The sequence below is a fragment of the Micromonospora sp. WMMA1998 genome, from assembly GCF_027497375.1.
Lineage (GTDB): Bacteria > Actinomycetota > Actinomycetes > Mycobacteriales > Micromonosporaceae > Micromonospora > Micromonospora sediminicola.
The window spans coordinates 5699038-5724417 of the sequence record NZ_CP114911.1; the positions used below are offsets into that span (position 1 = coordinate 5699038).

Consider the following 25380-nt stretch of genomic DNA (forward strand, 5'->3'; position numbering starts at 1 on the left):
CCCGAGAAGGGAGAGGGAGTGGCAACGGACACGCTCGCCGCGCCGGGCACCGCCTCGGCCGGCCCGCCGCGCCGCCGCCGCGGCGGTATCCGCGGCAACGAGAACCTCGCCGGCTGGCTCTTCGTCGCGCCGGTGATCGTGATCCTCGGGCTCTTCCTGCTGCTGCCGATCCTGATGGCGCTCTGGGTGAGCCTCACCGACTGGAACGGCCAGGGCAGCCCGTTCACCGGCGACGTGCCGTTCGTCGGCGGCGACAACTACTCGCGGCTGTTCACCGAGGACGGGCTCGCCCGCCGCGACTTCATGACCGCCATCCGCAACAACATCTACTACGTCGGGATCGTCGTGCCGGTGCAGACCGTGCTCGCCCTCGGTCTCGCCCTGGTGGTGAACAACCGGCTGCTCAAGGGGAAGGGCTTCTTCCGCAGCGCCTTCTACTTCCCGTCGGTCACCAGTTCGGTGGCGATCAGCGTGGTGTTCCTCTTCCTGTTCGCCAACTCCGGCGCGGTCAACCGGCTGCTCGGCCTGCTCGGCCTCGACGGGCCGGAGTGGTTCGCCGACGGTCGGGGCGTACTGCACCTGCTGTTCGGCGCGTTCGGGATGAACGAGCCGCCGGCCGCGCTCACCTCCGGCGGCCCGCTCGGGCTGACCTGGTGGGACTGGCTCTCCGGGCCGAGCGTGGCCATGACGTCGATCATCTGCCTGGTCATCTGGACCACCTCGGGCACGTTCATGTTGATGTACCTGGCCGCCCTGCAGAACGTGCCGGTGGCGCTGGACGAGGCGAGCACGCTCGACGGCGCCAGCCGCTGGCAGCGCTTCCGCTACGTCACCCTGCCGCTGATCAAGCCCACCACGTTCCTCGTGGTCACCCTGGGACTGATCGGCTCCTGGCAGGTCTTCGACCAGGTGTACGTGATGAGCCAGGGCGACCCGGCCAAGACCACGCTCACCCCGGCGTACCTGTCGTACCGGACCGCGTTCCGGGACTTCGACTACGGCTCGGGCGCGGCCATCTCCTTCGTGCTGTTCCTGATCATCATCCTGCTCACCCTGTTCCAGCGCCGGCTGATGGCCGACCGGGACGGTCCCCGGCGCGGCCGGTGGTGGCGTCGACGCGTACCGGAGGGGTCCTGACATGGCCGTGCTGACCGACCGGCCGGCGCCCGTCGCCCGCCGCGGCGACCGCGGGACGCGCGCCCGGGTCAACCGCGTCCTCGGGTACGCGGTCCTGATCTTCTTCGGGCTGGTCTTCCTCTACCCGTTCGTGATCCAGCTCGGCAACTCGCTCAAGACCGAGCCGGACGCGGCGGCCAACCCGCTGTCGCCGTTCCCCGACCCGCTCACGCTGGCCGGCTTCGAGCGGATCTTCTCCGGCACCAACTTCCCGCTCTGGCTCGGCAACTCGCTGCTGGTCACCGTGCTGGTCACGCTCGGTCGGGTGTTCTTCGACTCGCTCGCCGGCTACGCGCTGGCCCGGCTGCGGTTCCGGGGCCGGGCCGGGCTGTTCGCCGCCGTCATCGCGGTGATGGCGGTGCCGGGCGTGGTGCTGCTGATCCCGAAGTTCCTGGTGCTCAAGCAGATCGGCCTCTACGACAGTTACGCCGGCCTGATCGTGCCGCTGCTCGCCGACGCGGCGGGCGTGTTCATCATGAAGCAGTTCTTCGAGTCGATCCCGGTCAGCGTGGAGGAGGCGGCCCGGATCGACGGCGCCGGCGTCTTCCGCACGTTCTGGTCGGTGGTGCTGCCGATGGCCCGACCGGCGCTGATCACGCTGACCATCCTGTCGTTCCAGGGCTCCTGGAACGAGTTCCCGCACAGCCTCGTCTCGGTGCAGGACCCGGACCTGTTCACGCTGCCGCGCGGGCTGGCCGACCTGGTCAGCGGCTCGCTCGGCAAGGGCACGCAGTATCCGTTGAAGCTCGGCGCGGCGCTTCTCGCCACCATCCCGGTGGCGGTGCTCTTCGTGATCTTCCAGCGCTACTTCGTGCGCGGCGCCAACGAGGGCGCGGACAAGGGGTGACCGGTGGCCGGCGGTCCCGCCCCGTGCCGGGACCGCCGGTCTCTCCCGTCACGGGGTAGGACCGGCGAGCGGACGGAAACTCATCGCTGCGCCGGCACACTTTCTGCCGGGACGGCCACGTGCAGCCGGAGCTGGGGGACCAGCATGTCGTCCACGTCCAGCGCCCGGGTCGCGCCGTCCGGCTCCCAGCCGGTCGAGCCGAGGAACGCCCGGGTCGCCGCGTCGGCGTCGAACGCCCAGGCCACCGCCCGGGTGAAGCCGTCGGTACGCCAGTGCTCGACGGCGGCGGCGAGCAGCCGGCTGCCGTGCCCCCGCCGGCCCCAGCGGGGCTCGACCAGCAGGTCGGTCACCGCCACCACGCCCGAGGCGAGGGCGTCGGCCGGCTCGCCCGGGGCGAGCGCCTCGGCGTCGGCCGGACCGGAGGCGGCGAACCCCACCAGATAGGATTGCGCGGCCTGTTCGACGGCGACCAGCACCCGGTGCGCGCCCGAGGGCGGCTCCTGCACCGCCGCGCTCCACCGCCGGGCCAGGTACGCCTCGTCCAGGTTGTCGAGCACGTGCCGGGGCAGGATCCGGCGGTACGCGACCCGCCAGGTCGCGAGCTGGATGCGTGCGATCTCGGCGACGTCCTCGGGACGCGCGGGGCGGACGTAGCCTGCAGCCATGGCACGTGAGCCTACGCAGGGCGAGGAGGGTGACGGTGGCGCAGGGTGCCGGGCGGACGATCGCGCAGGTCGTCGCCGTGGCGGCGCTCGCCGCGGCGGTCACCGTGTTCCTCTCCGTGGCGGCGGTGCGGCACGGCTTCTTCGACCTCAACGTCTACTACGGGGCGTTGACCTTCTGGGTGCACGACGGCGGGGAGATCTACGACTTCCTCAAGGCCGGCACCCAGTACGGCTTCACCTACCCGCCGTTCGCCGCGCTGGTCATGCTGCCCATGGCGTACCTGCCGTGGAACGCCGCGATCGTGATGAGCGTGACCGCGACGGTGCTGGTCAGCGCCGTGGTCATCTGGTGGCTGCTGGACCCGGTGGCCCGTCGGTCCGGCTGGACCCGCTGGTTCACCCTCGCGGTGGCGCTCTGCCTGGCCGCCGCGTACGAGCCGATGCGCGAGACGGTCAACTTCGGCCAGGTCAACATGCTGCTGCTCTTTCTGGTGGCGGTGGACCTGCTGTGGCTGTTGCCGGCGCGCAACCGGTGGGCCGGCGTGGGCATCGGACTGGCCACCGCGATCAAGCTGACGCCGGGCATCTTCATCGTCTACCTGCTGGTCACCGGCCGCTGGCGGGCCGCCGCGACCGCGGTGGGCACCGCCGCCGTGGCCACGCTGGTGGCCGCCGGTCTGTTCCCGGACGCCTCCCGGGAGTTCTGGACCGAGGCGCTGTGGAACACCGACCGGGTCGGTGAGCTGGCCTTCGTCTCCAACCAGTCGCTGCGTGGGGTGGTCGCCCGGCTGGACCCGCAGCACCCGAGCACGATCGCCTGGCTGCTGCTCGTGCTCGTGACGCTGGTGATCTGGGGTTGGCGGTGCCGGCGGGCGGTGGCCGCCGGCGACGAGGCCACCGGCCTGGCCCTGACCGGCGCGGTGATGTGCCTGGTCAGCCCGGTGACCTGGGTGCACCACCTGGTCTGGCTGCTGCCGGGGCTGATCCTGCTGGTCGACAACGGCATGGCGGCGCGCGGCCGGCGCCGCCGTGTGCTGCTGGCCGCCGCGCTGGTCGGGTACGCGCTGCTGTGCAGCCGGATCGTCTGGTCCTGGGAGAAGGACTTCACCGGGGTGGACGGCTTCCTGGGCAGCAACACGTACGTCTGGATCAGCCTGGCGCTGCTGCTCGGCCTGCCGATCCGGCGGTGGGCGACGCCGGTGCGCCCCGACGGGCCGGCGGGGTCAGTCGTCGAGCCGGGCGGTGTAGCGCAGCTCGCGGAGCAGGACCGGGGTGCGTCCGCCGGCCAGCGGCACCGGATAGGCGGACTCCTCGCCGTCCGGTGAGTGCCCGGCCCGCTCGTAGAAGCGGCGGGCCCGCGCGTTGTCGGCGAGCACCCAGAGCCGGTAGCCGGTCCAGCCCCGCTCGGCCAGGCCGGCGCGCGCCGCCGTGAGCAGCGTGCGACCGACGCCCGAACCCCAGTACGCCGGCTCCAGGTAGATCGCCAGCAGCTCGCCGTGCGCCTGGTCCAGGTCGCCGCGGTCCTGGTTGTTCCGGTACGGCCCGAACGTGGTGAACCCGGCGACCAGGCCGTCGTCCTCGGCGACCAGCGTGGTGAACGGGTGGTCCGGGTCGGCGGTGCCGAGGTCGCGACGCCGCTGCGCCCAGGCGCGCGGGTTGAGCCGGTTCAGCACCTCGTCGGGCATGATCCCGGCGTAGCCGGCCTGCCAGCCGTGGATGTGCACCCGGGCGATCGCCTCGGCGTCGTCCGGCTCCTCCCGGCGAATGGTGAGCACCTGTCCGTTCTATGCCCCGACGGGCGAACAGTCCAGCCGCCGCTCCCGGGTGATGTCGGAGGGCTGGATTAGGGTCGCGACGATGGCCGAATCGCTCTCCCTCGCCCAGGCCCGGCGGATCGCCCTGGCCGCCCAGGGCTTCGCCGACCCGGCACCCGCCGGCGTGCCCACCCGACGGCACCTGCGCCGGGTGCTCGACCGGGTTGGGCTGATCCAGATGGACTCGGTCAACGTGCTGCAACGCGCGCACTACCTGCCGCTCTACAGCCGACTCGGGCCCTATCCGACGACCCTGCTCGACACCGCGGCCTACCGCCGCCCCCGCGAGCTGTTCGAATACTGGGCGCACGAGGCGTCGCTGGTCCCGGTCGGGCTGCACCCGGCGCTGCGCTGGCGGATGGCCAAGGCGCGCGACGAGGCCTGGGGCGGGATGCGCCGGATCGCCCAGGAGCAGCCCGAGCTGGTGGCGTGGGTGCGCGACGAGGTGGCCGTCCGGGGCCCGCTCACCGCCGCCGAGATCGAGCACGACGCGCCGCGCGAGACCGGCAACTGGGGGTGGAACTGGTCCGCCGTGAAACGGGCGTTGGAGTTCCTGTTCTGGGCCGGCGAGGTCACCGCGGCCGACCGCACCAACTCCTTCGCCCGCCGCTACGACCTGCCCGAGCGGGTGTTGCCGGCCGCCGTGCTGGACGCGCCCACCCCCACCGACGCCGACGCGCACCGCACCCTGGTGTCGATCGCGGCCCGGTCGCTTGGCGTCGCCGCCGAGCCGGAGCTGCGCGACTACTTCCGGCTGCCGGTCGCCGGGGCCCGGCGCGCGGTCGCCGAGCTGGTCGAGGCGGGCGAGCTGACCCCGGTCACGGTCCAGGGCTGGCGACAGCCGGCCTACCTGCACGCCGACGCCCGGCTGCCCCGCTGGGTGCGGGGCAACACGCTGGTCAGCCCGTTTGACCCGCTGGTCTGGGAGCGGGCCCGCACCGAGCGGCTGTTCGACTTCACCTACCGGATCGAGATCTACGTGCCGGCGCCACAGCGGGTCCACGGCTACTACGTGCTGCCGTTCCGCCAGGGTGAGCGCTTCACCGCTCGGGTCGACCTCAAGGCCGACCGGAAGACCGGCGCGCTGCTGGTGCCGGCGGCCTGGGTGGAGCCGGGCGCCGACCCGGGGGAGACGGCGGTGGCGCTCGCCGCCGAGCTCTACCGGCTCGCCGGCTGGCTCGGCCTGGATGCGGTCGCCCCGCCCGCCGCCGGCGACCTGGCCGCTCCGCTGGCCGCCGCGTTGGTGGGCGTGGCGGGTGTACGGTGAGCGCGTGACGAGCGTTGACCGGCCTGCCACCGTGCCCGACCCGCACCCGGAGACGCACCCGCACCATCCCTATCCGCCGGTCGAGCCCGACCGGTTCACCCGGATGGTGCTGCGCCTGCACGCTCGCGCCCCGCGCTGGGCGGTGCCGCTGGCGGCGCTGGGTTGCGTCGGCCTCGGCATGGCATACGCGCTGATCAGCGACCCGACCCAGAGCGACCCGGACGCCCGGCCGACCTGCCTGCTCAAGCTCACCACCGGGCTGGACTGCCCGGGTTGCGGCGGCACCCGCGCCCTCTGGTACGTGCTGCACGGCGACCTGCCGGCCGCCGCCCGGCACCACTTCCTCTTCGTCTTCGCGCTGCCGTTCCTGGCCTGGCTCTTCGCCGCCTGGGCCGGCAACCGGGCGTTCGGGTGGCGGCTGCCCGAGCCACGGTTCAGCCCGAAGGTGATCGGTGGTTTCCTGGCCGCCTGGGCGGTCTTCTCGGTGGTCCGCAACCTGCCCTGGGCGCCGTTCCCCTCGCTCTACGTCTGACGGCTCGCCCGCGCGGCCGGCTCGCGCGGTGCCGCCGAGCCACCTGGGCCGCCGGGCGCGCCCGGGGCGGCGGCGGTGGTTGGGGCAGTGGCTGGGGCGGCGGCGGTGGCTGGGGCGGCGGCGGCTAGGTTGGCGGCGGCGGTGCTGGGGGTGACGGCGGTGCTGGGATGACAGCGATGCTGGCTCCGGAGTGCCTTTCGAGCTGAGTCGTTGGTGATATCGCCGATGCCGATGCCGATGCCGACGCCGACGCCGCGCCGGCGTTGCGCCGGGCCGTGCCGGCGTTGCGCCGGGCCGTTCCCGACGTCGCGCGTCGCGGTGCCGATGCCGTGGTCGGCCGTTCCTCCGTCGTGCTTCGTCGTACCGGCGTCGGCGTTGTCGTCCGGCGCCGACCTTCCGGGGAGGGAGCGGCGCCGGGCCCGGCGGAGCGGTGGAGACAACGGTCCGGACAGGCCGACGGCGCGTAAAGGGGGCGGGCCGGCGATATCACCGACGACTCAGCTCGAAAGGCACTCTGCCGAGGGAGTCCGGCCCGGGCGGGACGCCGCGCGAGACCTTGGACACGCGTGGGCGGAGTGCCTCCTGGTCGACCGCGTGGCCGATTTCCCCCGCCGGGCCGGGGGCAACTACAGTCCTCGGCATGCCGGAGATGGTGCAGCCCCAGGTCAAGCTGATCGCGTGGACCCAGTTCCAGGCGCCGGACGACGTGCCGTGGTCGACCGACGCCGACGGCGGTCAGGCGCTCGCCGAGTTCGCCGGCCGGGCCTGCTACCAGAGCTGGAAGAAGCCGAACCCGGCCACCGCGACGAACGCCGGCTACCTGGCGCACATCCTGGACGTCGGCCACCTGAGCGTGCTGGAGCACGGCTCGGTGAGCTTCTACTTCAGCGGCGTCTCCCGCTCGTTCACCCACGAGCTGATCCGGCACCGGCACTTCTCCTACTCGCAGCTCTCCCAGCGCTACGTCCCCGAGCGGGACGCGGCGATGGTCGAGCCGGCGGTGATCGCCGACGACCCCGAGCTGCACAAGAAGTTCGTCGAGGCGTCCGAGGCGGCGGTGCGGGCGTACACCGAGTTGCTGGAGGGGCTGGAGGCCCGCTTCACCGACGAGCCCAACCCGACGCTGCGCCGTAAGCAGGCCCGCCAGGCGGCCCGGGCGGTGCTGCCGAACGCGACCGAGACCCGGATCGTGGTGACCGGCAACTACCGGGCCTGGCGGCACTTCGTCAAGATGCGCGCCACCGAGCACGCCGACGTGGAGATCCGCGAGCTGGCGGTCGAGTGCCTGCGGCAGCTCCAGGGCGTCGCGCCGAACGTCTTCGCCGACTTCGTGATCTCCACGCTGCCGGACGGCACCGAGGTGGCGGCGTCGCCGCACGCCGAGTGAGTCGTCGCCCTTCGCCGCCGGGCCACCGGTGGTCGTCCGCTAGGTTGTGAACATGACGCACGACCACCCTGCCGCCCCGGAGCGGGGCCCGTCGCGCCCGTTCGGGCGAGTGATCACGGCCATGGTGACCCCGTTCACCCCGGACGGGGCGCTCGACCTCGACGGCGCCGCCCGGCTGGCCCGCTACCTCGTCGACGAGCAGGGCAACGACGCGCTGGTGCTCAACGGCACCACGGGCGAGTCCCCGACCACGACCGACGCGGAGAAGGAGACGCTGATCCGCGCGGTCGTCGAGGCGGTCGGTGACCGGGCCCGCATCGTCGCCGGGGTGGGCACCAACGACACCCGGCACACCATCGAGCTGGCGGCGCAGGCCGAGAAGGCCGGCGCGCACGGCCTGCTCGTGGTCACGCCCTACTACAACAAGCCGCCGCAGGCCGGGCTGCTGCACCACTTCACCACCGTCGCGGACGCCACCGGCCTGCCGGTCATGCTCTACGACATCCCGCACCGCTCCGGCGTCGCGATCGCCACCGACACGCTGGTGAAGCTGTCCGAGCACGGCCGGATCGTGGCGGTCAAGGACGCCAAGGGCGACCTCACCGCCACCTCCTGGGTGCTGGCCCGCAGCGACCTCGCGTTCTACAGCGGCGAGGACGCGCTCACCCTGCCGATGCTGTCGATCGGCGCGGTCGGCGTGGTCGGCACCTCCACCCACTTCACCGGGGTGGGTACGAAGCAGATGATCGAGGCGTTCGAGGCCGGCGACGCGGCCGGGGCGCTCGCCCTGCACCGGCGGCTCCTGCCGCTCTACACCGGCATCTTCCGCACCCAGGGCACCATCCTGGTGAAGGCCGGACTGGCGGCCCAGGGTCTGCCGTCCGGTCCGGTACGACCGCCGCTGGTCGAGGCCACCGGCGACGAACTGGCCCAGCTGCGCGCCGACTGCGCCGCGGCGGGCCTGCCCCTGCCCGAATGAATCAACGACACGACGGACGCCGCGCGGCGGCGTCGCAGAATGAGGTGACGCGTGACCGAGGCGCACATCGAGGGTGAGCTGCCCCCGCCGCTGCCGGAGGGCGGCCTGCGGATCATCCCGCTCGGCGGACTCGGCGCCATCGGCCGGAACATGACCGTCTTCGAGTACGACGGCAAGCTGCTCATCGTCGACTGCGGGGTGCTCTTCCCCGACGTCGAGCAGCCCGGCGTGGACCTGATCCTGCCCGACTTCGGGCCGATCCTGGACCGGCTGGCCGACGTGCAGGCGATCGTGCTCACGCACGGCCACGAGGACCACATCGGCGCGGTGCCGTACCTGCTCGCCCACAAGCCGGACATCCCGCTGGTGGGTTCCCAGTTCACCCTCGCGCTGGTCGAGGCGAAGCTGGCCGAGCGGCGGATCCAGCCGTACACGCTGACCGTGCGGGAGGGCGGCCGGGAACGGCTGGGCCCGTTCGAGTGCGAGTTCTTCGCGGTGAACCACTCGATCCCGGACGCGCTGGCGGTGGCCATCCGCACCCCGGCCGGCCTGGTGCTGCACACCGGCGACTTCAAGATGGACCAGCTCCCGCTGGACGGGCGGATCACCGACCTGGCCGGTTTCGCCCGGCTCGGCGCCGAGGGCGTCGACCTGCTGCTCTCCGACTCGACGAACGCGGAGATCCCCGGGTTCGTCACGCCGGAGCGGGAGATCGGGCCGGTGCTCGACTCGATCTTCGCGAAGGCCAAGGGACGGATCATCGTCGCCTCGTTCGCCTCGCACGTGCACCGGGTGCAGCAGGTCTTCGACTCGGCCGTCGAGCACGGCCGCAAGGTCGCGCTGATCGGCCGGTCCATGGTCCGCAACATGGGCATCGCCCGCGACCTGGGCCTGCTCAACATCCCGGCCGGCCTGGTGGTCGGCATCGAGGAGGCCACCAACCTGCCGCCGGAGCAGATCGTGCTCATGTCCACCGGCTCGCAGGGTGAGCCGATGAGCGCGCTGGGCCGGATGGCCAGCGGCGACCACCGGCACATCACCATCGCGCCCGGCGACACCGTGGTGCTGGCCTCCTCGCTGGTGCCGGGCAACGAGACCTCGGTCTACCGGGTGATCAACCGGCTGGCCCGGGCCGGCGCCGTGGTGGTGCACAAGGACGTGGCCAAGGTGCACGTCTCCGGCCACGCCCCGGCCGGCGAGCTGCTCTACCTGCTCAACGTCGTCCGTCCGAGCAACCTGATGCCCGTGCACGGCGAGTGGCGGCACCTGCGCGCGCACGCCCGGCTCGGCATCGAGTCCGGTGTCGCGCCGGACCGGGTCGTGCTCTGCGAGGACGGCGACGTGGTCGACCTGGTCGAGGGCCGGGCCAGCCTGGTCGGGCGGGTGAAGAGCCGGTACGTCTACGTCGACGGCCTCGCCGTGGGCGACGTCAGCGAGTCGTTGCTGACCGAGCGGCGCATCCTCGGCGACGGCGGCTTCATCGCCACCACCGTGGTGGTCGACTCGGTCACCGGCAAGGTGGTCGCCGGGCCGACCGTCTCGGCGAAGGGCTTCTCCGAGGACCCGGCCGCGTTCAACCCGGTGATCCCGCTGGTCACCGAGGCGCTGAACCGGGCCGCCGCGGACGGCATCACCGACCCGCACCAGCTCCAGCAGATCGTCCGCCGCACGGTGGGCCGCTGGGTCAACGACGCGTACCGGCGCCGACCGATGATCGTCCCGACCGTCGTCGAGGTCTGACCGACCGCGCCCGAGCGCCGGCCCACCGTCCGCGGTGGGCCGGCGTCGTCGCTTTCCGGGTACGCCCCGACACGCTGCGTCGAAACCGCTTGCCCCGGCTCAACCGATCGGCGTCCGTCTCCGTACTCCCGGTCGGCCGGCGTGCCCCTGCGCCGGTCGGGAGGAGCGTGGCGGATGGACCGCAGACGGATGACAGCCATCGGCGTACTGGTGGCGGCGGCCGGGTTGACGGCGGCGGTGACCCTGCCGTCGTTCGCCGGCGAGGGACCCCGGCGGGCCGCCCCGGCCGCCGACGGCGTGGCCCCGGAGGTCCTGGACGCGCTGGGCCGCGACCTCTCGCTCACCCGCGACCAGGCGGTACGCCGGCTGCGCACCGAACGCTGGGCGGCCGGCACGGTCACCCGGCTGCGCACCGAACTCGGCGCCGACTACGGCGGCAGCTGGCTCAGCGCCGACGGCGCCACGCTCACCGTGGCGGTGGCCGACCCGGCCGCCGAGGCGCGGGTGACGGCGGCCGGCGCGGTGCCGAAGCGGGTGGCGCGTGGCGTCGCCGAGCTGGACGCGGTGAAGACCCGCCTCGACGCGGCCGGCGCGGACGCCGGCCCGGACATCGCCGGCTGGTACGTCGACGTGGCCAGCAACTCCGTCGTGGTGGTCGCCCGACCGGGCGCGGAGGCGGCCGGTCGCCGGCTCGCCGCCGCCGGCGGGGCGGACGGCGGCACGGTCCGGGTGCGGACCGCCGACGAGGCCCCCCGACCGTTGTTCGACGTGCGGGGCGGCGACGCGTTCTTCATCAACAACGCCGGCCGCTGCTCGGTCGGGTTCTCGGTGGTCGGCGGCTTCGTCACCGCCGGGCACTGCGGCCGGCCGGGGGACCGCACCACCGGGTCGAACCGGGTGGCCCAGGGCACGTTCGCGGCCTCCTCGTTCCCGGGTGACGACTGGGCCGTGGTCGAGGTCAACGGCGACTGGACCCCGCAGGGCGTGGTGAACGACTTCAACGGCGGCACGGTGGCGGTGAACGGTTCCACCGAGGCCCCGGTCGGCGCCTCGATCTGCCGGTCCGGCTCCACCACCGGCACCCGCTGCGGCGTGGTCCAGGCCAAGAACGCCACGGTCAACTATCCGGAGGGGACGGTCACCGGGCTGACCCGGACGAACGTCTGCGCCGAACCGGGCGATTCCGGGGGCGCGTGGCTCTCCGGCGACCAGGCGCAGGGCGTCACGTCCGGAGGCTCCGGCGACTGCACCCGGGGCGGCGTCACGTTCTTCCAGCCGGTCAACGAGATCCTCCAGCGCAACAACCTGACCCTGGTCACCGCCGGCGGCCAGCAGGCGCCCGCCGAGCCGCCGGCCGGGGGCGGGCAGACCGCGCCGCCGGTCAGCACGCCGCCCGCGCCGCCGGCCGCCGACGCCGAGTGCACCGGCCAGGTGAGCCGGACCGGCCGGATCGCCGCCGGGCGCGCCCAGGTGCAGCCGGACGGCCGCTTCTTCCGGGTGGCCGGTGGCGCGCAGGAGGCCTGCGTGGCCGCGCCGGACGGCGCCCGGGTGGTGTTGGAGCTGCAACGCTTCACCGGCGGCGCGTTCCGCACCGTGGCCCGCGCGGACGGCGCGGACGGGATCGTCCGGCTGACCGCCGACACCCCGGCCGGCGCCTACCGCTACCGGGTCGTCGGGTTGTCCGGCTCCGGCGCGTACACCCTGGCGTTCTCCGCCCGCTGACGCTGCCGTCGGCCCCGGGACCGCGACCCCCGACCACCACCGCCCGGTGGTCGGGGGTCGCGCCGCGTCAGGGGCGCAGCGCGGCGACCGCGTCGGCGTACGCGGCGCCGGTGCGGATCGTGGCGGCCACCAGCACGGCGAGCTGGGCCGGGGCCACGCCGCAGGACAGGTCGGTGGAGACGCCGGCGGCCAGCACCAGCGTCCCGTCGCCGGGCTCGTGCACGTAGGCGGCGGGCAGCAGCCGGTCGTGGTTCCAGGCGTTGCAGAACGCGTACGCCTCGGCCCGGCGCTCGGCCGGCAGCCGGCGGGCCGCCACCACGCGGGCGTGCAGCACCTCGCCGAGCCGGCGGAACTGGATCGTCGCCTCGCCCCAGCGTCCGGCCAGCGCGCCGTCCGGTTCCACCGTGTACGGCTCGCCCCGCGCGTCGAGCGCGCCGGTGAGCAGCGCCGCGTCCAGCGGGGCCGGCTCCTCCGGCCCGGGCGGCGCGGGCTCGGCCGGGTCGGTCTCCGGGTCCTCGTCGAACTCGCTCTCGGCGGGCAGCGGCACCGGCGCGGCGAGCGGACGCTCCGCCAGCCAGGAGGCGATCCGGCCGGACTGGTGACCGGTGCCGTTGCGGGCGTCGAAGCTGCCGGCCAACGCGGTGGCCAACGCCTGGAGCTGCCCGCCCAACGTCGCCACGTCCACCTCGGCGGCCGGTCGGGAACCGTGCCCGGGGCGGTGGATCCGCCGCCCGCCGAGGCCGGCCTCGGCGGCCAGCCCGCACAGCAGCGCGCCGGCCGCCGCGAACTCCATCGCGGAGAGGTCGTCCGCGGGCCGGTCCAGCCGGGGCAGCTGCTCGGCCAGCACCTCCAGTCCCCGGTGCAGGTGCCCGCCGAGCGCACAGAACCGCAGGTGCGTGGCGAGCAGCGGGAACGCGGCCCGCTCCCGCCGGTGCCGACGGTAGGCGCGCACGTGCGCCCGGCCCGCCCGCACCTGCGCGCCGGTGCGCAGCCACGGCAACAGGCCCGCGACGAGACCCCGTTCGGGCTGGTCGGTGCAGTCCGGCGCGAAGGCCGGCCCCAGCGCCGCGAGAGCCGCGTCCGGCTCGCCCCAACCGGCCAGCAGCTCGGCCCGCCGGGCCGGGGCGCAGCCGGGGCAGCCACCCACCGGGTCCGCGCCGTCGCCGGCCGACCAGCGTGCGTAGGCGCGCCGGGCGGCCGGCTCGTCGCCGAGGTGGTCGGCGAGCCGGCAGCGCAGCTCGGCGACCGCCTCCGCGTCCTCACCCACCTCGGCGGCGAGCCTGTCCAACAGCGACCGGGCCTGGTCCAGGCCGACCCGGGGGGTACCGAAGAGCGCCTCCACCGCCTGCCGCTGGTGCCGGCGCAGCCGGGTCGTCTCGTCCGCTCGGGCGTCGAGCAGCCCGGGGTGCCGGGCCAGCGTGGCCCGCATGCGGCGCACCGGCTCCACCGTCCGCCACCGCTCGCCCAGGTGCAGGTACGCCTCGACCAGCGCGAACCGGGCCGACAGCGCGGTACGCGGGTCGCCGGTGGCGTCGGCCCGGGCGGCGATCCGCTCCAGCTCGGCGCAGCGTTCCTCACCGTCGGGCCGGTCTCGGGCGTCGGCGAGCGCGGCGGTCAGCCCCCGGTCGCGGGCGGTCGTCACCGGACCGACCCGCCGGGCAGCGCGGCGACGGCGTCGGCGAGCTGGCAGCCGGTGGTGACGCCGCACTCGACGAGCCGGTCGAGCTGGTGCGGGGTGACCCCGCGTTCCAGGTCGGTGGTGACCTCGCCGCAGACCTGGGCCGACCCGTCGTCGGCGACGTGCGCGTACGCCTTGGGCCACAGCCGGTCGTGGTTCCAGGTGTTGCAGAACGCGTGCAGGTCGGGCACCCGCTCGATGCCGAACCGGTGCGCGGCCACGGTGCGGACCTGGAGCAGCTCACCGGCCTCGCCCCGGCGGTGGAACCAGATCAGGGCCCGCTCCCAGCGACCGACCAGCGCGCCGTCGGGCTCCTCGGCCACCGCGTACCCCCGGTGGGTCAGCACGGCGGCGATCAGCTCGCCGGTCAACGGCCGCAACGCCTGCGGGTGTCCGGCCAGGGGACCGTCCGGACCGTCCTCGATCTCCGGCGACGCCATCGGGCATCCCTTCTGAGGCGAATAACACAAACGACGGTCCGATCCGTGCTGCGACGCGCGGACACGACCCGGAAAAGCGGCGTTCCGCCGGGTACCGCCGTTACCGTGACTCTATGGCGGGCCGTACCTCTCAGGCGAGCCGGCGGCGCGGCGCGTCGCCGCGTGGCACCACGAACAACCGTGCGCGCCAACCGGCGAAGAAGACGGCGCGCAAGCCCGTACGCCGGCGCCCGGCGTCCGGGCCGAGCCCGGCCGCGTTCGTCGGCCGCGCCGTGAACGCGGTGTGGATGGGGCTGGCGCACACGGTCGGCTGGGGCTTCCGGGCGGCCGGCCGGCAGGCCGCGTCCACCCGGGACCTGGACCCGGAGCACCGCCGCGACGGCGCCGGCCTGCTCCTGTTCGGCCTGGCCATCCTCAGCGCGGTGGGCATCTGGGGCGGTGGCGCCGGGCCGGTCGGCCGGCACCTGGCCGACACCGTGCGTCTCTTCGTCGGGGCCATCTCCATCGTGCTGCCGGTGCTGTTCATGGTCGGCGCGTGGCGGCTGATGCGCACGCCCGCCGACCCCGAGCACCGCGGCCGTGGGCTGGTCGGCTGGGGTTCGATGCTGCTGGCCACCGCCGCGATGCTGCACATCGGTCAGAACCCGGTGGACGAGGTGCAGCGCGACTTCGCCGGCGGCCTGCTCGGCGCCGGCGTGGGTGACCTGCTGAAGTCGGCGGTGACCGCCTGGGTGGCGATGCCGCTGCTGCTCCTGCTGCTGGTGTTCGGCCTGCTGGTGGTCACCGCGACCCCGATCAACAAGATCCCGGAGCGGCTGGGGCTGCGCGCCGACCCGGACGCGCCCGCCGTCGAGGAGGAGGCCGAGGCCGAGGTCGAGGCGCCGGCGAAGCCGGCCCGCAGGCGGCCGGCGAAGCGGCTCCCGCCGCCGACGGACCCGCTGGACCCGGACGACGAGCTGGCCGGCGTGGACCTGCAGGACACCATCGTGCTGCCGCGCAAGATGAAGGTGCCGGCGAACCGCAAGCCGGTGGAGCCGCCGGAGCACTCGCCGCTGCCCACCCGCGCCGAGCAGCTCGCGCTCACCGGGCTGGCCGGCGACTACACGCTGCCGCCGGCCAACATGCTCGGCAGCGGCGCCGCGCCGAAGACCCGGAGCAAGGCCAACGACGAGGTGATCGCCGCGCTGACCGGCGTGTTCGAGCAGTTCGACGTGGACGCCGCGGTCACCGGCTTCACCCGGGGCCCGACCGTCACCCGCTACGAGGTCGAGCTGGGCCCGGGCGTCAAGGTCGAGCGGATCACCCAGCTGTCCCGCAACATCGCGTACGCGGTGAAGTCGCCGGACGTGCGGATCCTCAGCCCGATCCCGGGCAAGAGCGCGGTCGGCGTGGAGATCCCGAACACCGACCCGGAGAACGTGTCGCTCGGCGACGTGCTGCGCTCGCGGGCCGCGACCAGCGACCACCACCCGATGGTGGTTGGGCTCGGCAAGGACATCGAGGGCGGATACGTCGTCGCCAACCTGGCGAAGATGCCGCACATCCTGGTGGCGGGCGCAACCGGGGCCGGCAAGGCCCTGGCCCTTGACACTCCGATCGCCACCCCCACGGGCTGGTCGACGATGGCAGACCTGCGCGTGGGCGACCAGGTGTTCGACGACCTGGGCCGACCCTGCAGCGTGGTTGCGGCGACGCCGGTCATGCACGGGCGGCCGTGCTACGAGGTGGAGTTCTCCGACGGAACCGTCATAGTGGCGGACGCGGAGCACCAGTGGCGCACGACGACGAGGGCTGGCCGTACCCAGCGCAAGCATCGGTGGAAGGACGGCAGCTACTGGGCAGAGGACGACCGCAAACTGGTGGCACGCCGGGTTGATGAGGTGCTGAGCGAGCCGGACCGGCCGGCGTCCAGCGGCGAGGTGGTCTCGGACCTCGGCGACCAGTTCCGGAACGTCCTCTACCAGGTGCTGCGCCCGATACCGACCGAGGCGCAACTGGCGCGACGCCCTTATGAGCGCGGTGGTCGTCTCCTCACTCGTTGGGTCGATACCTACTCCCGCCATGAGGTGTATGAGGCGCTCTCTCGGCAGGTTCTCGCGCCCGGTCGTACCGCCAGGCGTCATATCCACGACGTGGCACCGGTAACGACGCGCCAGATTGCGGAGAGTCTGCGCGTCGGGCCTCGCAGTGAGTGGGTGAACCATGCCGTTGACGTTGCCCGGCCATTGGTCTGTCCTGAAAAGGAACTACCCATCGCGCCGTACACGCTGGGCTGCTGGTTGGGGGACGGGACCACCGGATCCGCCAGCATCACGAGTGCGGACGAAGAGATCCTCGACGGGATCAGGCTGGAGGGCTACGAGGTCCTCAAGCAAGCTGCCAGCGAGCTTCACTACACCATCTCCAACCGGCAGGAACGTAAGCGTCGGATCATGGAGGCACTGCGTCTGGTCGAGCGGGGTGTGAGCGGACCACAGGCTGCTCGCCAGGCCGGGGTCTCGAACACCGCCGTCTACCGTGCCCGCAAGGCGGGGTTGTCCGGCGACGAGACTCCACCCGGCCCAGAGCGCGCCGCGCCGACCAAGCCGTACCGCACGTTGCGAGCCTTGTTCCGGGAGATCGGCGAGAAGCACATTCCCCTCGCGTATCAGCGTGCATCCGAGAGTCAGAGGCGGGCGCTGCTGGCTGGACTCCTGGACACCGACGGCACGGTGTCGAAGCGCGGAGGGGTGGAACTCGCTCTGACATCCGAACGGCTTGCACATGACGCGCTCGAGCTGATTCTGGGACTGGGCTACCAGGCGACCATGACGACCAGGCCCGTGAACGGCCGGACCCCGGCGACATCGACCTGTTACCGGATTCGCTTCACACCGCGGGACAAGGTTTTCCGGCTTACCCGTAAGGCCAGCCGGCAGGTGACCCAGAACCGTCCCAGCACGACGAGGCGATACATCGTCGACGTACGGCCGGTGCCCTCGGTCGCGGTGCGCTGTATCGAGGTGGACAGCCCCAGCCACCTGTTCCTGGCCGGTAGGACTCTGGTTCCGACCCACAACTCCAGCCTGCTCAACTCACTCCTGGTGTCCATCCTCACCCGGGCGACTCCCGACGAGGTGCGCCTTCTGCTGGTGGATCCGAAGCGAGTGGAACTGACCAGCTACGAGGGCGTCCCGCACCTGGTCACGCCGATCGTGACCAACCCGAAGAAGGCGGCCGACTCGCTGGAGTGGGTCGTGCGCGAGATGGACATGCGCTACGACGACCTCGCCGCCAACGGGGTCCGGCACATCGACGACTTCAACCGCAAGGTGCGCAACGGCGAGATCAAGGCCCCGCCGGGCAGCGAGCGGGAGATGCGCCCCTACCCGTACCTGCTGGTGATCGTGGACGAGCTGGCCGACCTGATGATGGTCGCGCCCCGCGACGTGGAGGACTCGGTCGTCCGGATCACCCAGCTGGCCCGAGCCGCCGGCATCCACCTGGTGCTGGCCACCCAGCGGCCCTCGGTGGACGTGGTCACCGGTCTGATCAAGGCGAACGTGCCGTCCCGGCTGGCGTTCGCCACGTCCTCGCTGGCCGACTCCCGGGTCATCCTGGACCAGCCGGGCGCGGAGAAGCTGCTCGGCCGGGGTGACGGCCTGTTCCTGCCGATGGGCGCGTCGAAGCCGGTGCGGATCCAGGGCGCCTGGGTGACCGAGCGCGAGATCGCCGACGTGGTCAAGTTCTGCAAGGACCAGCGGGAGCCGGAGTTCCGCCCGGACGTGCTGGCGCCGGCGCAGGACAGCAAGAAGAAGATCGACGAGGACATCGGCGACGACCTCGACCTGCTGGTGCAGGCGGTCGAGCTGGTGGTCACCTCGCAGTTCGGCTCGACCTCGATGCTCCAGCGCAAGCTGCGGGTCGGCTTCGCCAAGGCGGGCCGGCTGATGGACCTCATGGAGACCCGGGGCGTGGTCGGCCCGTCCGAGGGCTCCAAGGCCCGCGACGTGCTGGTCAAGCCGGACGAGCTGGAGGAGGTCCTGGCCGGCCTGCGCGGCGGCGAGGAGTGACGGGCAGGACGCAGCGACGGCGACCCCCACCGTCGGGTGGGAGCCGCCGTCGGCGGTGGCGCGTCAGCTGAGGAGCGCGGCGTTGATCGCGATGCCGATCACCGCGCCGACCACGCTCGCGGCAGCGGCGTACCAGCCCAGCGGCTTGTCGCCCAGCACCGCGCCGACGACCCCGAGGATCACCCCGAGCAGACCGAAGATGAGCGGAGACAGGAAGATCGCGAGCGCCGCGAAGACGAACGCGATGATGGTGCAGATGCGGGCGGCGTTGCTGCGCGGGCGGGCGGTGGCGTGGATGTCGGCCATGGTGTCCTCCGTGGGTGATCTCTCTCGGTGAGCTGGGGATCACCTACCCCGCCGCCACCGCCGTCCAAACCGGATCACCCATCGATCAGTGGAACAGCTTCAGTCCGACCACGCCGGCCACCACCAGCAGCAGGCAGGCGATCCGGGGCAGGTTGGCCGGCTCGCCGAGCGCGAGCATGCCGACGAGCGCGGTGCCCACCGCGCCGATGCCGACCCACACCGCGTAGCCGGTGCCGACCGGGATGTCGCGCAGCGCGTACGCCAGGCCGGCCATGCTGCCGACCAGCGTGACGGCGAAGACGGCGGAGGGGAGCGGACGGGTGAAGCCGGCGCTGCGGTCCAGGGCGACCGCCCACGCGGTCTCCAGCAGTCCGGAGAGCACCAACACGATCCAGGCCATGACGATTCACCTCTGACGGGCGGGCCCGGCGCGGTCGGCCGGGCGGCGGTCGGTTCACGCGGGGCGTCTTGGCCTGACCGGGTACGCCCACCACTCGTCCGGGACGGTCCACGGGCCGTCGTGGCCGACGCTAGCACCGGCCGGGCGGAACCGGAGGCGGGGTGAGAAAGCCCACCATCGCTGGAGTTCAGGCGAACTTCAGGTTGCAGGATGGCTCCCATGACCGTGCTCTTCTCCGACGAGGACGTCGCGGCGGCCGTGGACGCCCCGCTCACCGTGGCCGCCATGCGGGACGCGCTGCTGGCCGCGTACGCCGGCCGGCTGATCGCCCCGCCCCGGGCGTCCGCGCCGCTGGGCGGGGGCCGGATGGTGCTCACCGCCGGCCACCTCACCGGCGAGTGGTACGGCTTCCGCTCCTACGACACGTTCGGGCACCCGGAGAGCGGGCAGCTCGTCGTGCTGCACGACGCCACCACCGGCGCGGTGCGCGCCATCGCCGTCGGCGAGGAGCTGGGCTCCCGGCGTACCGGAGGGCTGGGCGGCGTGGCCGTGGACGCGCTGGCCCGCGCGGACGCCGCCACGCTCGGCGTGGTGGGTTCCGGCCGCCAGGCGTGGACCCAGGTGTGGGCCGCCGCGGCGGTCCGGCCGCTGCGCGAGGTGACCGTGCACAGCCGCTCGGCCGCCCGGCGGGAGGCGTTCGCCGCCCGGGTCCGCGCCGAGCTGGGCGTGCCGGCCCGGGCCGCCGACTCGGCCGCCGCCGCGGTGCGTGACCGGGATCTCGTGGTGCTCGCCACCACCAGCACCACCCCGGTGCTGGCCGCCGCCGACCTCGCCCCGGGCACGCACGTCAACGCCGTCGGCTTCAAGCAGGTCGACCGGCACGAGTTCGGCCCGGACCTGCTCGACGCCGCCGACCTGCTGGTCACCGACTCGCCCGGGCAGGCCGCCGCGTACGCGCCGCCGATGCTCGCCGCGGTCGAGCCGTACGCCGGCCGGCTGCGCGACCTGGGCGCGGTGCTGGCCGGCGCGGTCCCCGGCCGGACCGGCGCGGACCAGATCTCGGTGTTCTGCTCCACCGGCCTGGCCGGCACCGAGGTGTTCCTCCTGGACCGCCTGGCCCGGGTGGCCGTCCCGACCCGTTGACCGCCCGGGCGGGTGGCGTGGCGGTCCGGAACCGGCCCGGTACCCTCGGATGGTGTCTGCCACCTCCTCCTCCCCGCAATCCGACGGGCGCCGGGTCGCCCTGCTGACCCTGGGCTGCGCCCGCAACGAGGTCGACTCGGAGGAGTTGGCCGCCCGGCTGCACGCCGACGGGTGGCAGGTGACCACCGACGGCGAGGGCGCCGACGTGGTGGTGGTGAACACCTGCGGCTTCGTGGAGAAGGCCAAGCAGGACTCCATCCAGACGCTGCTGGCCGCCGCCGACACCGGCGCCAAGGTGGTCGCCGCCGGCTGCATGGCCGAGCGGTACGGCCGTGAGCTTGCCGACAGCCTGCCCGAGGCGCAGGCGGTGCTGAGCTTCGACGACTACCCGGACATCGCGGCCCGGCTCGACGCGGTGGTGGCCGGGCAGGCGATCGACGCGCACACCCCGCGCGACCGGCGCGAGCTGCTTCCGCTCACCCCGGTCAAGCGCCGCGAGGCGGCGGTGTCGCTGCCCGGGCACGGCACCCCGACCCGGGTCGCCCCGGAGACCGACGCGCACACCCCGGCGCACCTGCGCCAGGTGCTGCGGCACCGGCTCGACACCGGCCCGGTGGCCTCGCTGAAGCTGGCCAGCGGCTGCGACCGGCGCTGCGCGTTCTGTGCCATCCCGGCGTTCCGGGGGGCGTTCGTCTCGCGTACCCCCGACGAGCTGCTCGCCGAGGCCGAGTGGCTGGCCAAGACCGGCGTCCGCGAGCTGGTGCTGGTGAGCGAGAACTCCACCTCCTACGGCAAGGACCTGGGCGACCCGCGCGCGCTGGAGAAGCTGCTGCCGCAGCTCGCCGCGATCGACGGGATCGTCCGGGTCCGGGCCAGCTACCTCCAGCCCGCCGAGACCCGGCCCGGCCTGGTCGAGGTGATCGCCACCACGCCCGGCGTGGCCGCCTACTTCGACCTGTCGTTCCAGCACTCCAGCGAGCCGGTGCTGCGCCGGATGCGCCGGTTCGGCTCCACCGACCGGTTCCTGGAGCTGCTGGCCTCCGCCCGCGCGCTGGCCCCGGAGGCGGGCGCGCGGAGCAACTTCATCGTCGGCTTCCCCGGCGAGACGAAGCAGGACGTGGCGGAGCTGGTCCGGTTCCTGACCGAGGCGCGGCTGGACGCGATCGGCATGTTCGACTACAGCGACGAGGACGGCACCGAGGCCGCCGGCCTGCCCGGCAAGGTCTCCGCGGCCACGGTCAAGCGGCGCTACGACCGGCTCAGCGCGCTCGCCGACGAGCTGTGCTCGCAGCGGGCCGAGGAGCGGCTCGGCTCGACGGTGGAGGTGCTGGTGGACTCGGTCGCCGACGGCGTGGTGGAGGGACGGGCCGCGCACCAGGCGCCCGAGGTCGACGGCTCGACCACCCTGGTCGCGCCGGACGGCGGCGGCGTCGACCTGACCGCGCTGCGCCCGGGCGACCTGGTGCGGGCCACGGTGACCGCGACCGAGGGCGTCGACCTCGTCGCCGTGCCGGATGAGATGATCTCGGCGGCGCCCGGCGCGGCACGGTGACGGCGGGCCCGGACGGAGCGGGGAAGCCACGGGGGGCGGTGCCGGACATGACCGGGGCGGAGTCGACGGTGGCGGCACCCGTGCCGCTGCTCAACGCGGCGAACCTGCTGACCGGCGCGCGGCTGGTGCTGGTGCCGGTCTTCGCGGCCACCGTGGTCGCGTCCGGGATGACCCACGCCGGCTGGCGGACGGTGGCCTGCCTGATCTTCGTGGTGGCCTCCGCGACCGACCTGGTCGACGGGTGGATCGCCCGCCGGTTCCAGCTGGTCACCTCGCTGGGCAAGGTCGCCGACCCGATCGCCGACAAGGCGCTCACCGGCGCCGCGCTGGTGCTGCTCTCCTGGTACGACCGGCTGCCCTGGTGGGTGACCGTGGTGATCCTGGCCCGGGAGCTGGGCATCACCGCGCTGCGCTTCTGGGTGATCCGGCACGGGGTGATCGCGGCCAGCCGGGGCGGGAAGATCAAGACGGCGCTGCAGATCCTCGCGATCACCTGGTACCTCTGGCCGATGCCGGACGCGCTGGCCCCGGTCGGCCCGTGGATCATGGGCGCCGCCGTCGTCGTCACCGTGGTCACCGGGTTCGACTACATCGCCCAGGCGTTGCGGCTGCGGCGTCCCACCCGTTGATCCGGACGGCCGACGACTAAGCCGGCGCCGGGCGGGAAGAAGGGGCCGTCATGGACACCGACGCGAGACACCAGCGGCCCGCCGGCAGCCCGGCGGCCGCCGTCGTGCACCGCCTGCACGAGTGCGGCGAGACGCTGGCCACCGTCGAGTCGCTGACCGGCGGCCTGCTCGCCGCCGCGATCGTGGAGATCGCCGGCGTCAGCTCGATCTACCGGGGCGGCCTGGTGGTCTACGCCACCGAGCTCAAGGCGACGCTGGCCGGCGTACCCGAGGATCTGCTGGCCGCGCGCGGGCCGGTCGACCCGGACGTGGCCGCCGCCCTCGCCGAGGGCGGGCGGCGGCGCTGCGGCGCGGTCTGGGGGCTGGCCACCACCGGCGTCGCCGGGCCGGAACCCCAGGGCGACAAGCCGGTCGGCCTGGTCTACGTGGCGGTCGCCGGCCCCGCCGGCACCGAGGTACGCCGGCTCGACCTCGACGGTGGCCGCGACCACATCCGCTCGGCCGCGGTGATCGAGGCGCTGCGCCTGCTCGCCGAGCGGATCCAGGTCGCCACCGACGTCGACCCGGCCGGCGCCGGCCGGCGATGACCGCCCCGCCCGGATGCGCCGGCCCCTCGCCGGACGGGATTGGACAGGCGGGGTGGGATGTCGTCGTGGCGGTCAACGGGTACGGTTGCGGGAAGGCTCCGACGGACGACGTCGGCGCCCCGGGCGGTCCGCCGCCCCGGGCGCGACGCGGTCGGTCGGGGAAGGTGGTTCCCGTTCAGGGGGAGGTGCGATGGTCCTGCTACGCCGGGTGATCGGTGACGCGCTGCGGGCACGCCGGCAGGGGCAGCACCGCACCCTCCGCGAGGTCTCGTCCGCCGCCAACGTCAGCCTCGGTTACCTCTCCGAGATCGAGCGCGGCCAGAAGGAGCCCTCCAGCGAGCTGCTGGCCGCCATCTGCGACGCGCTCGGCGCCCGCCTGTCGGAGCTGCTGCGCGAGGTCAGCGACACGGTCGCACTGGCCGAGCAGATGCCCGGAGTGCTGGTGCCGGTGGTCGACGAGCCGGTCGAGCCGACGCCGGTGGCCGCCGCCGCGGTGCGCAAGGCGACCAACCGGGGGGTCCGCCAGGTCACCTCCGACGGCTCGGTGGCCGTCCAGGTCCGCCAGGACTCGCCGCTCAAGGCGACGCTGCGCAGCACCCGGGTCCGCCCCGCCGAGCGGGACGTGGTCTGCGCCGCCTGACCCCGCCGTCGCGCCGTGGGCGCCGGTGGCGCCCGCGTCGTAATGTTGATCAGGAGCGTACGGGTGCCGTGGTGGCGTCCGGCTGGGACGATGTAGGCGCGACGCTACTGAGGGGACGAGGCGGAGATGGCTAACCCGTTCGTCAAGGGTTGGAAATACCTGATGGCGCTCTTCGGCGCGAAGATCGACGAGCACGCCGATCCGAAGGTGCAGATCCAGCAGGCCGTCGAGGAGGCCCAGCGGCAGCACCAGGCGCTGGTCCAGCAGGCGGCGGCGGTGATCGGCAACCAGCGCCAGCTGGAGATGAAGCTGTCCCGGCAGATGACCGAGGTGGAGCAGCTCCAGGGCAACGCCCGGCAGGCGCTCGCGCTGGCCGACCAGGCCCGGGGCCGGGGCGACGAGACCGAGGCCGGGCGCTACGAACAGTCCGCCCAACTGCTCGCCACTCAGCTCGTCTCCGGCGAGCAGGCGCTGGAGGACCTCAAGACGCTGCACGACCAGGCGCTCGGCGCGGCCGCACAGGCCCGCAAGGCGGTCGAGAACAACTCGATGATCCTCCAGCAGAAGCTGGCCGAGCGCACCAAGCTGCTCAGCCAGCTGGAGCAGGCCAAGATGCAGGAGAGCGTCGCCAAGTCGCTGGAGTCGATGTCGTCGCTCACCGCGCCCGCCAGCACCCCGTCGCTGGACGAGGTGCGCGACCGGATCGAGCGCCGCTACGCCACCGCCATGGGCCGGGCCGAGCTGGCCGGCAACTCGGTCGAGGGCCGGATGCTGGAGATCCAGAAGGCGACGCTCGACTCGGCCGGATCGGCGAGACTGGAGCAGATCCGGTCGAGCATGGCCGGCGAGCAGCTCGGCGGTCAGCAGGAGCGCCCCGCCGTGGGGCAGCCGACCGACCCGGCGGCCGCCGCCCGGCTGGACGAGATCCGGGCCAGCATGAGCCGGGACCGGAGCACCGGGGAGAGCACCACCGGCTGACGGACGGGGAGGGACCCATGGTGGACGAGCGGGCGCGACACTTCCGCCGACTGCGCAAACTGCGAGGCTCGGCGCGCCGGTGGAGCGTCCTGGCCGGAGGGCTCGGCGGCGCCGCCGCGGTGCTCACCCCGTACGCCGGGCTGGGTCTGCCGGACGCGGCCTGGGCCGGCGCGGCCGGCAGCGCGATCGCGGTGGCCGCCTGGCGCTGGGTCGACCACCGGGCCCTCGCCGCCGTGCCGCCGCCCCCCGCCCTCGACCCGGCCGAGGCCGCCGCCCGCTCCCGCGCCCGGCTGGTCGCCGCCGTGGAGCGGCTGCCCGTCGGGCCGGGCGTCCTGGCCGAGGTACGCCGCGTCCGCTCCCGCCTCGCGCTGCGCGGCACCGCCGCGGCCGAGCCGTGGGCCCGCCTCGATCGGGCCGCGCTCACCCTGGCCGGGCTGACCGGTCGGATGACCGGGCTGGCCGAGCCGGCGGTCCGGGAGGCGGCCGAGGCCGACCGGTCCCTGCGGGAGCTGGCGACCCGGGTCGCCGGGGTGGAACGCGCGCTGACCATGGCTCCGCGCGGCCCGCTCGCCGAGGTGCACGCCACGCTGGTCACCCAGTTGCAGGACGGGGTGGCCGCCTACGAGCGGCTGGTGGTGGCCGCCGCCGGTTACGTGGCCGAGGACGCCCGACCGAACACCGAGCACCCGGCCGCCGCCCGCCTCACCGAGGCCACCGACCTCCTGCACGGCGTGGCCTCCGCCCTCGCCGAACTCCGCACCCCCCTGCGCACCCCCTGACGCTCCCGCCCCGGTCGGCCATTCCTCGTTGACCATGAAGTTGGCGGCGATGTTGATCTCGGATTCC

General features: G+C 73.8%; 22 protein-coding genes, 1 pseudogene and 1 riboswitch. Of the genes and pseudogenes, 17 read left to right on the top strand and 6 right to left on the bottom strand.

Going from position 1 to position 25380, the window contains the following annotated elements; genetic code table 11:
* Positions 1–18 precede the first annotated feature (18 nt).
* Positions 19–1137 carry a sugar ABC transporter permease gene (locus tag O7600_RS26535; RefSeq protein WP_091579899.1) on the top strand — a complete coding sequence of 373 codons (1119 nt, stop codon included), beginning with the start codon at positions 19–21 and terminating at the stop codon, positions 1135–1137.
* A 1-nt stretch (position 1138) separates the two neighbouring features.
* The gene (locus tag O7600_RS26540; protein ID WP_091579895.1) at positions 1139–2023 is read left to right on the top strand and encodes a carbohydrate ABC transporter permease; all 885 of its coding nucleotides are present in this window, start codon (positions 1139–1141) and stop codon (positions 2021–2023) included.
* A gap of 80 nt (positions 2024–2103) precedes the next feature.
* Here the strand turns inward: O7600_RS26540 and O7600_RS26545 are convergent, their stop codons facing one another.
* Positions 2104–2688, bottom strand: coding sequence for a GNAT family N-acetyltransferase (locus O7600_RS26545; protein WP_281591147.1), 585 nt, complete (start codon positions 2686–2688; stop codon positions 2104–2106).
* 35 nt (positions 2689–2723) lie between these two features.
* Here O7600_RS26545 and O7600_RS26550 point away from each other — a divergent pair, with 35 nt between their 5' ends.
* Positions 2724–4013: a glycosyltransferase family 87 protein gene (locus O7600_RS26550; RefSeq protein WP_281591148.1), complete on the top strand. Its 1290-nt coding sequence runs from the start codon at positions 2724–2726 to the stop codon at positions 4011–4013.
* Here O7600_RS26550 and O7600_RS26555 read toward each other — a convergent pair.
* Positions 3912–4463, bottom strand: coding sequence for a GNAT family N-acetyltransferase (locus tag O7600_RS26555; RefSeq protein WP_281591149.1), 552 nt, complete (start codon positions 4461–4463; stop codon positions 3912–3914). The two genes, O7600_RS26550 and O7600_RS26555, sit on opposite strands and share 102 nt — an antisense overlap.
* 82 nt (positions 4464–4545) lie before the next feature.
* Between O7600_RS26555 and O7600_RS26560 the strand changes: the two genes are divergently transcribed.
* From O7600_RS26560 to O7600_RS26585, 6 genes are all read left to right on the top strand, one after another.
* On the top strand, positions 4546–5769 hold the full coding sequence (locus O7600_RS26560) for a crosslink repair DNA glycosylase YcaQ family protein (RefSeq protein WP_281591150.1): 1224 nt from the start codon (positions 4546–4548) through the stop codon (positions 5767–5769).
* 31 nt (positions 5770–5800) lie between these two features.
* Positions 5801–6301: a DUF2752 domain-containing protein gene (locus tag O7600_RS26565; RefSeq protein WP_348651388.1), complete on the top strand. Its 501-nt coding sequence runs from the start codon at positions 5801–5803 to the stop codon at positions 6299–6301.
* Positions 6302–6950: 649 nt separating this feature from the next.
* On the top strand, positions 6951–7688 hold the full coding sequence (gene thyX, locus O7600_RS26570) for an FAD-dependent thymidylate synthase (protein WP_091579874.1): 738 nt from the start codon (positions 6951–6953) through the stop codon (positions 7686–7688).
* 52 nt (positions 7689–7740) lie between these two features.
* Positions 7741–8667: a 4-hydroxy-tetrahydrodipicolinate synthase gene (gene dapA / locus O7600_RS26575; RefSeq protein WP_281591151.1), complete on the top strand. Its 927-nt coding sequence runs from the start codon at positions 7741–7743 to the stop codon at positions 8665–8667.
* A gap of 51 nt (positions 8668–8718) precedes the next feature.
* Positions 8719–10407 carry a ribonuclease J gene (locus O7600_RS26580; RefSeq protein ID WP_281591152.1) on the top strand — a complete coding sequence of 563 codons (1689 nt, stop codon included), beginning with the start codon at positions 8719–8721 and terminating at the stop codon, positions 10405–10407.
* A gap of 174 nt (positions 10408–10581) precedes the next feature.
* On the top strand, positions 10582–12129 hold the full coding sequence (locus tag O7600_RS26585; protein ID WP_281591153.1) for a S1 family peptidase: 1548 nt from the start codon (positions 10582–10584) through the stop codon (positions 12127–12129).
* Positions 12130–12196: 67 nt separating this feature from the next.
* On the opposite strand, the gene O7600_RS26590 is transcribed toward O7600_RS26585, so the two are convergent.
* Positions 12197–13771 carry a YbjN domain-containing protein gene (locus tag O7600_RS26590; protein WP_281591154.1) on the bottom strand — a complete coding sequence of 525 codons (1575 nt, stop codon included), beginning with the start codon at positions 13769–13771 and terminating at the stop codon, positions 12197–12199.
* Positions 13768–14247, bottom strand: a complete 480-nt coding sequence (locus tag O7600_RS26595; protein ID WP_281591155.1) for a YbjN domain-containing protein — start codon at positions 14245–14247, stop codon at positions 13768–13770. The genes O7600_RS26590 and O7600_RS26595 overlap by 4 nt, the downstream gene beginning before the upstream one ends.
* 113 nt (positions 14248–14360) lie before the next feature.
* Here O7600_RS26595 and O7600_RS26600 point away from each other — a divergent pair.
* A pseudogene (locus tag O7600_RS26600) lies at positions 14361–18272 on the top strand (DNA translocase FtsK 4TM domain-containing protein); the annotation flags it as partial.
* 90 nt (positions 18273–18362) lie between these two features.
* Here O7600_RS26600 and O7600_RS26605 read toward each other — a convergent pair.
* Together O7600_RS26605 and O7600_RS26610 are read right to left on the bottom strand one after the other, a co-directional pair.
* Positions 18363–18605 (bottom strand): hypothetical protein, encoded by a 243-nt coding sequence (locus tag O7600_RS26605; RefSeq protein ID WP_281591157.1) that lies wholly within the window; start codon positions 18603–18605, stop codon positions 18363–18365.
* A gap of 85 nt (positions 18606–18690) precedes the next feature.
* Positions 18691–19005, bottom strand: a complete 315-nt coding sequence (locus O7600_RS26610) for a multidrug efflux SMR transporter (RefSeq protein WP_281591158.1) — start codon at positions 19003–19005, stop codon at positions 18691–18693.
* Between the two features lie 57 nt (positions 19006–19062).
* A riboswitch (guanidine-III (ykkC-III) riboswitch) is annotated at positions 19063–19128 on the bottom strand.
* Positions 19129–19224: 96 nt separating this feature from the next.
* Between O7600_RS26610 and O7600_RS26615 the strand changes: the two genes are divergently transcribed.
* From O7600_RS26615 to O7600_RS26645, 7 genes are all read left to right on the top strand, one after another.
* Positions 19225–20148 carry an ornithine cyclodeaminase family protein gene (locus O7600_RS26615; RefSeq protein ID WP_281591159.1) on the top strand — a complete coding sequence of 308 codons (924 nt, stop codon included), beginning with the start codon at positions 19225–19227 and terminating at the stop codon, positions 20146–20148.
* A 49-nt stretch (positions 20149–20197) separates the two neighbouring features.
* Positions 20198–21700 (top strand): 30S ribosomal protein S12 methylthiotransferase RimO, encoded by a 1503-nt coding sequence (rimO, locus tag O7600_RS26620; protein WP_281591160.1) that lies wholly within the window; start codon positions 20198–20200, stop codon positions 21698–21700.
* A 47-nt stretch (positions 21701–21747) separates the two neighbouring features.
* Positions 21748–22329 carry a CDP-diacylglycerol--glycerol-3-phosphate 3-phosphatidyltransferase gene (gene pgsA, locus O7600_RS26625; RefSeq protein ID WP_172967830.1) on the top strand — a complete coding sequence of 194 codons (582 nt, stop codon included), beginning with the start codon at positions 21748–21750 and terminating at the stop codon, positions 22327–22329.
* 50 nt (positions 22330–22379) lie between these two features.
* Positions 22380–22916 carry a CinA family protein gene (locus tag O7600_RS26630; protein ID WP_281591161.1) on the top strand — a complete coding sequence of 179 codons (537 nt, stop codon included), beginning with the start codon at positions 22380–22382 and terminating at the stop codon, positions 22914–22916.
* Positions 22917–23106: 190 nt separating this feature from the next.
* Positions 23107–23556 carry a helix-turn-helix transcriptional regulator gene (locus O7600_RS26635; RefSeq protein WP_091579827.1) on the top strand — a complete coding sequence of 150 codons (450 nt, stop codon included), beginning with the start codon at positions 23107–23109 and terminating at the stop codon, positions 23554–23556.
* A gap of 126 nt (positions 23557–23682) precedes the next feature.
* Positions 23683–24534 (top strand): PspA/IM30 family protein, encoded by an 852-nt coding sequence (locus tag O7600_RS26640; protein ID WP_281591162.1) that lies wholly within the window; start codon positions 23683–23685, stop codon positions 24532–24534.
* A gap of 17 nt (positions 24535–24551) precedes the next feature.
* A complete protein-coding gene (locus O7600_RS26645) occupies positions 24552–25313 on the top strand; it encodes a hypothetical protein (RefSeq protein ID WP_099162043.1) in 762 nt (253 codons plus the stop codon).
* The last annotated feature ends 67 nt before the right edge of the window (positions 25314–25380 follow it).

Bases quoted from the DNA above. Each gene is read 5' to 3' on its own strand.
- O7600_RS26615 (WP_281591159.1), top strand. From the start codon at position 19,225: ATGACCGTGCTCTTCTCCGACGAGGACGTCGCGGCGGCCGTGGACGCC.
- O7600_RS26605 (WP_281591157.1), bottom strand. From the start codon at position 18,605: ATGGCCGACATCCACGCCACCGCCCGCCCGCGCAGCAACGCCGCCCGC.
- O7600_RS26560 (WP_281591150.1), top strand. From the start codon at position 4,546: ATGGCCGAATCGCTCTCCCTCGCCCAGGCCCGGCGGATCGCCCTGGCC.
- O7600_RS26635 (WP_091579827.1), top strand. From the start codon at position 23,107: ATGGTCCTGCTACGCCGGGTGATCGGTGACGCGCTGCGGGCACGCCGG.
- O7600_RS26540 (WP_091579895.1), top strand. From the start codon at position 1,139: ATGGCCGTGCTGACCGACCGGCCGGCGCCCGTCGCCCGCCGCGGCGAC.
- O7600_RS26630 (WP_281591161.1), top strand. From the start codon at position 22,380: ATGGACACCGACGCGAGACACCAGCGGCCCGCCGGCAGCCCGGCGGCC.
- O7600_RS26645 (WP_099162043.1), top strand. From the start codon at position 24,552: ATGGTGGACGAGCGGGCGCGACACTTCCGCCGACTGCGCAAACTGCGA.
- O7600_RS26610 (WP_281591158.1), bottom strand. From the start codon at position 19,005: ATGGCCTGGATCGTGTTGGTGCTCTCCGGACTGCTGGAGACCGCGTGG.
- thyX (WP_091579874.1), top strand. From the start codon at position 6,951: ATGGTGCAGCCCCAGGTCAAGCTGATCGCGTGGACCCAGTTCCAGGCG.
- O7600_RS26595 (WP_281591155.1), bottom strand. From the start codon at position 14,247: ATGGCGTCGCCGGAGATCGAGGACGGTCCGGACGGTCCCCTGGCCGGA.
- pgsA (WP_172967830.1), top strand. From the start codon at position 21,748: ATGACCGGGGCGGAGTCGACGGTGGCGGCACCCGTGCCGCTGCTCAAC.
- O7600_RS26585 (WP_281591153.1), top strand. From the start codon at position 10,582: ATGGACCGCAGACGGATGACAGCCATCGGCGTACTGGTGGCGGCGGCC.
- dapA (WP_281591151.1), top strand. From the start codon at position 7,741: ATGACGCACGACCACCCTGCCGCCCCGGAGCGGGGCCCGTCGCGCCCG.
- rimO (WP_281591160.1), top strand. From the start codon at position 20,198: ATGGTGTCTGCCACCTCCTCCTCCCCGCAATCCGACGGGCGCCGGGTC.
- O7600_RS26545 (WP_281591147.1), bottom strand. From the start codon at position 2,688: ATGGCTGCAGGCTACGTCCGCCCCGCGCGTCCCGAGGACGTCGCCGAG.
- O7600_RS26640 (WP_281591162.1), top strand. From the start codon at position 23,683: ATGGCTAACCCGTTCGTCAAGGGTTGGAAATACCTGATGGCGCTCTTC.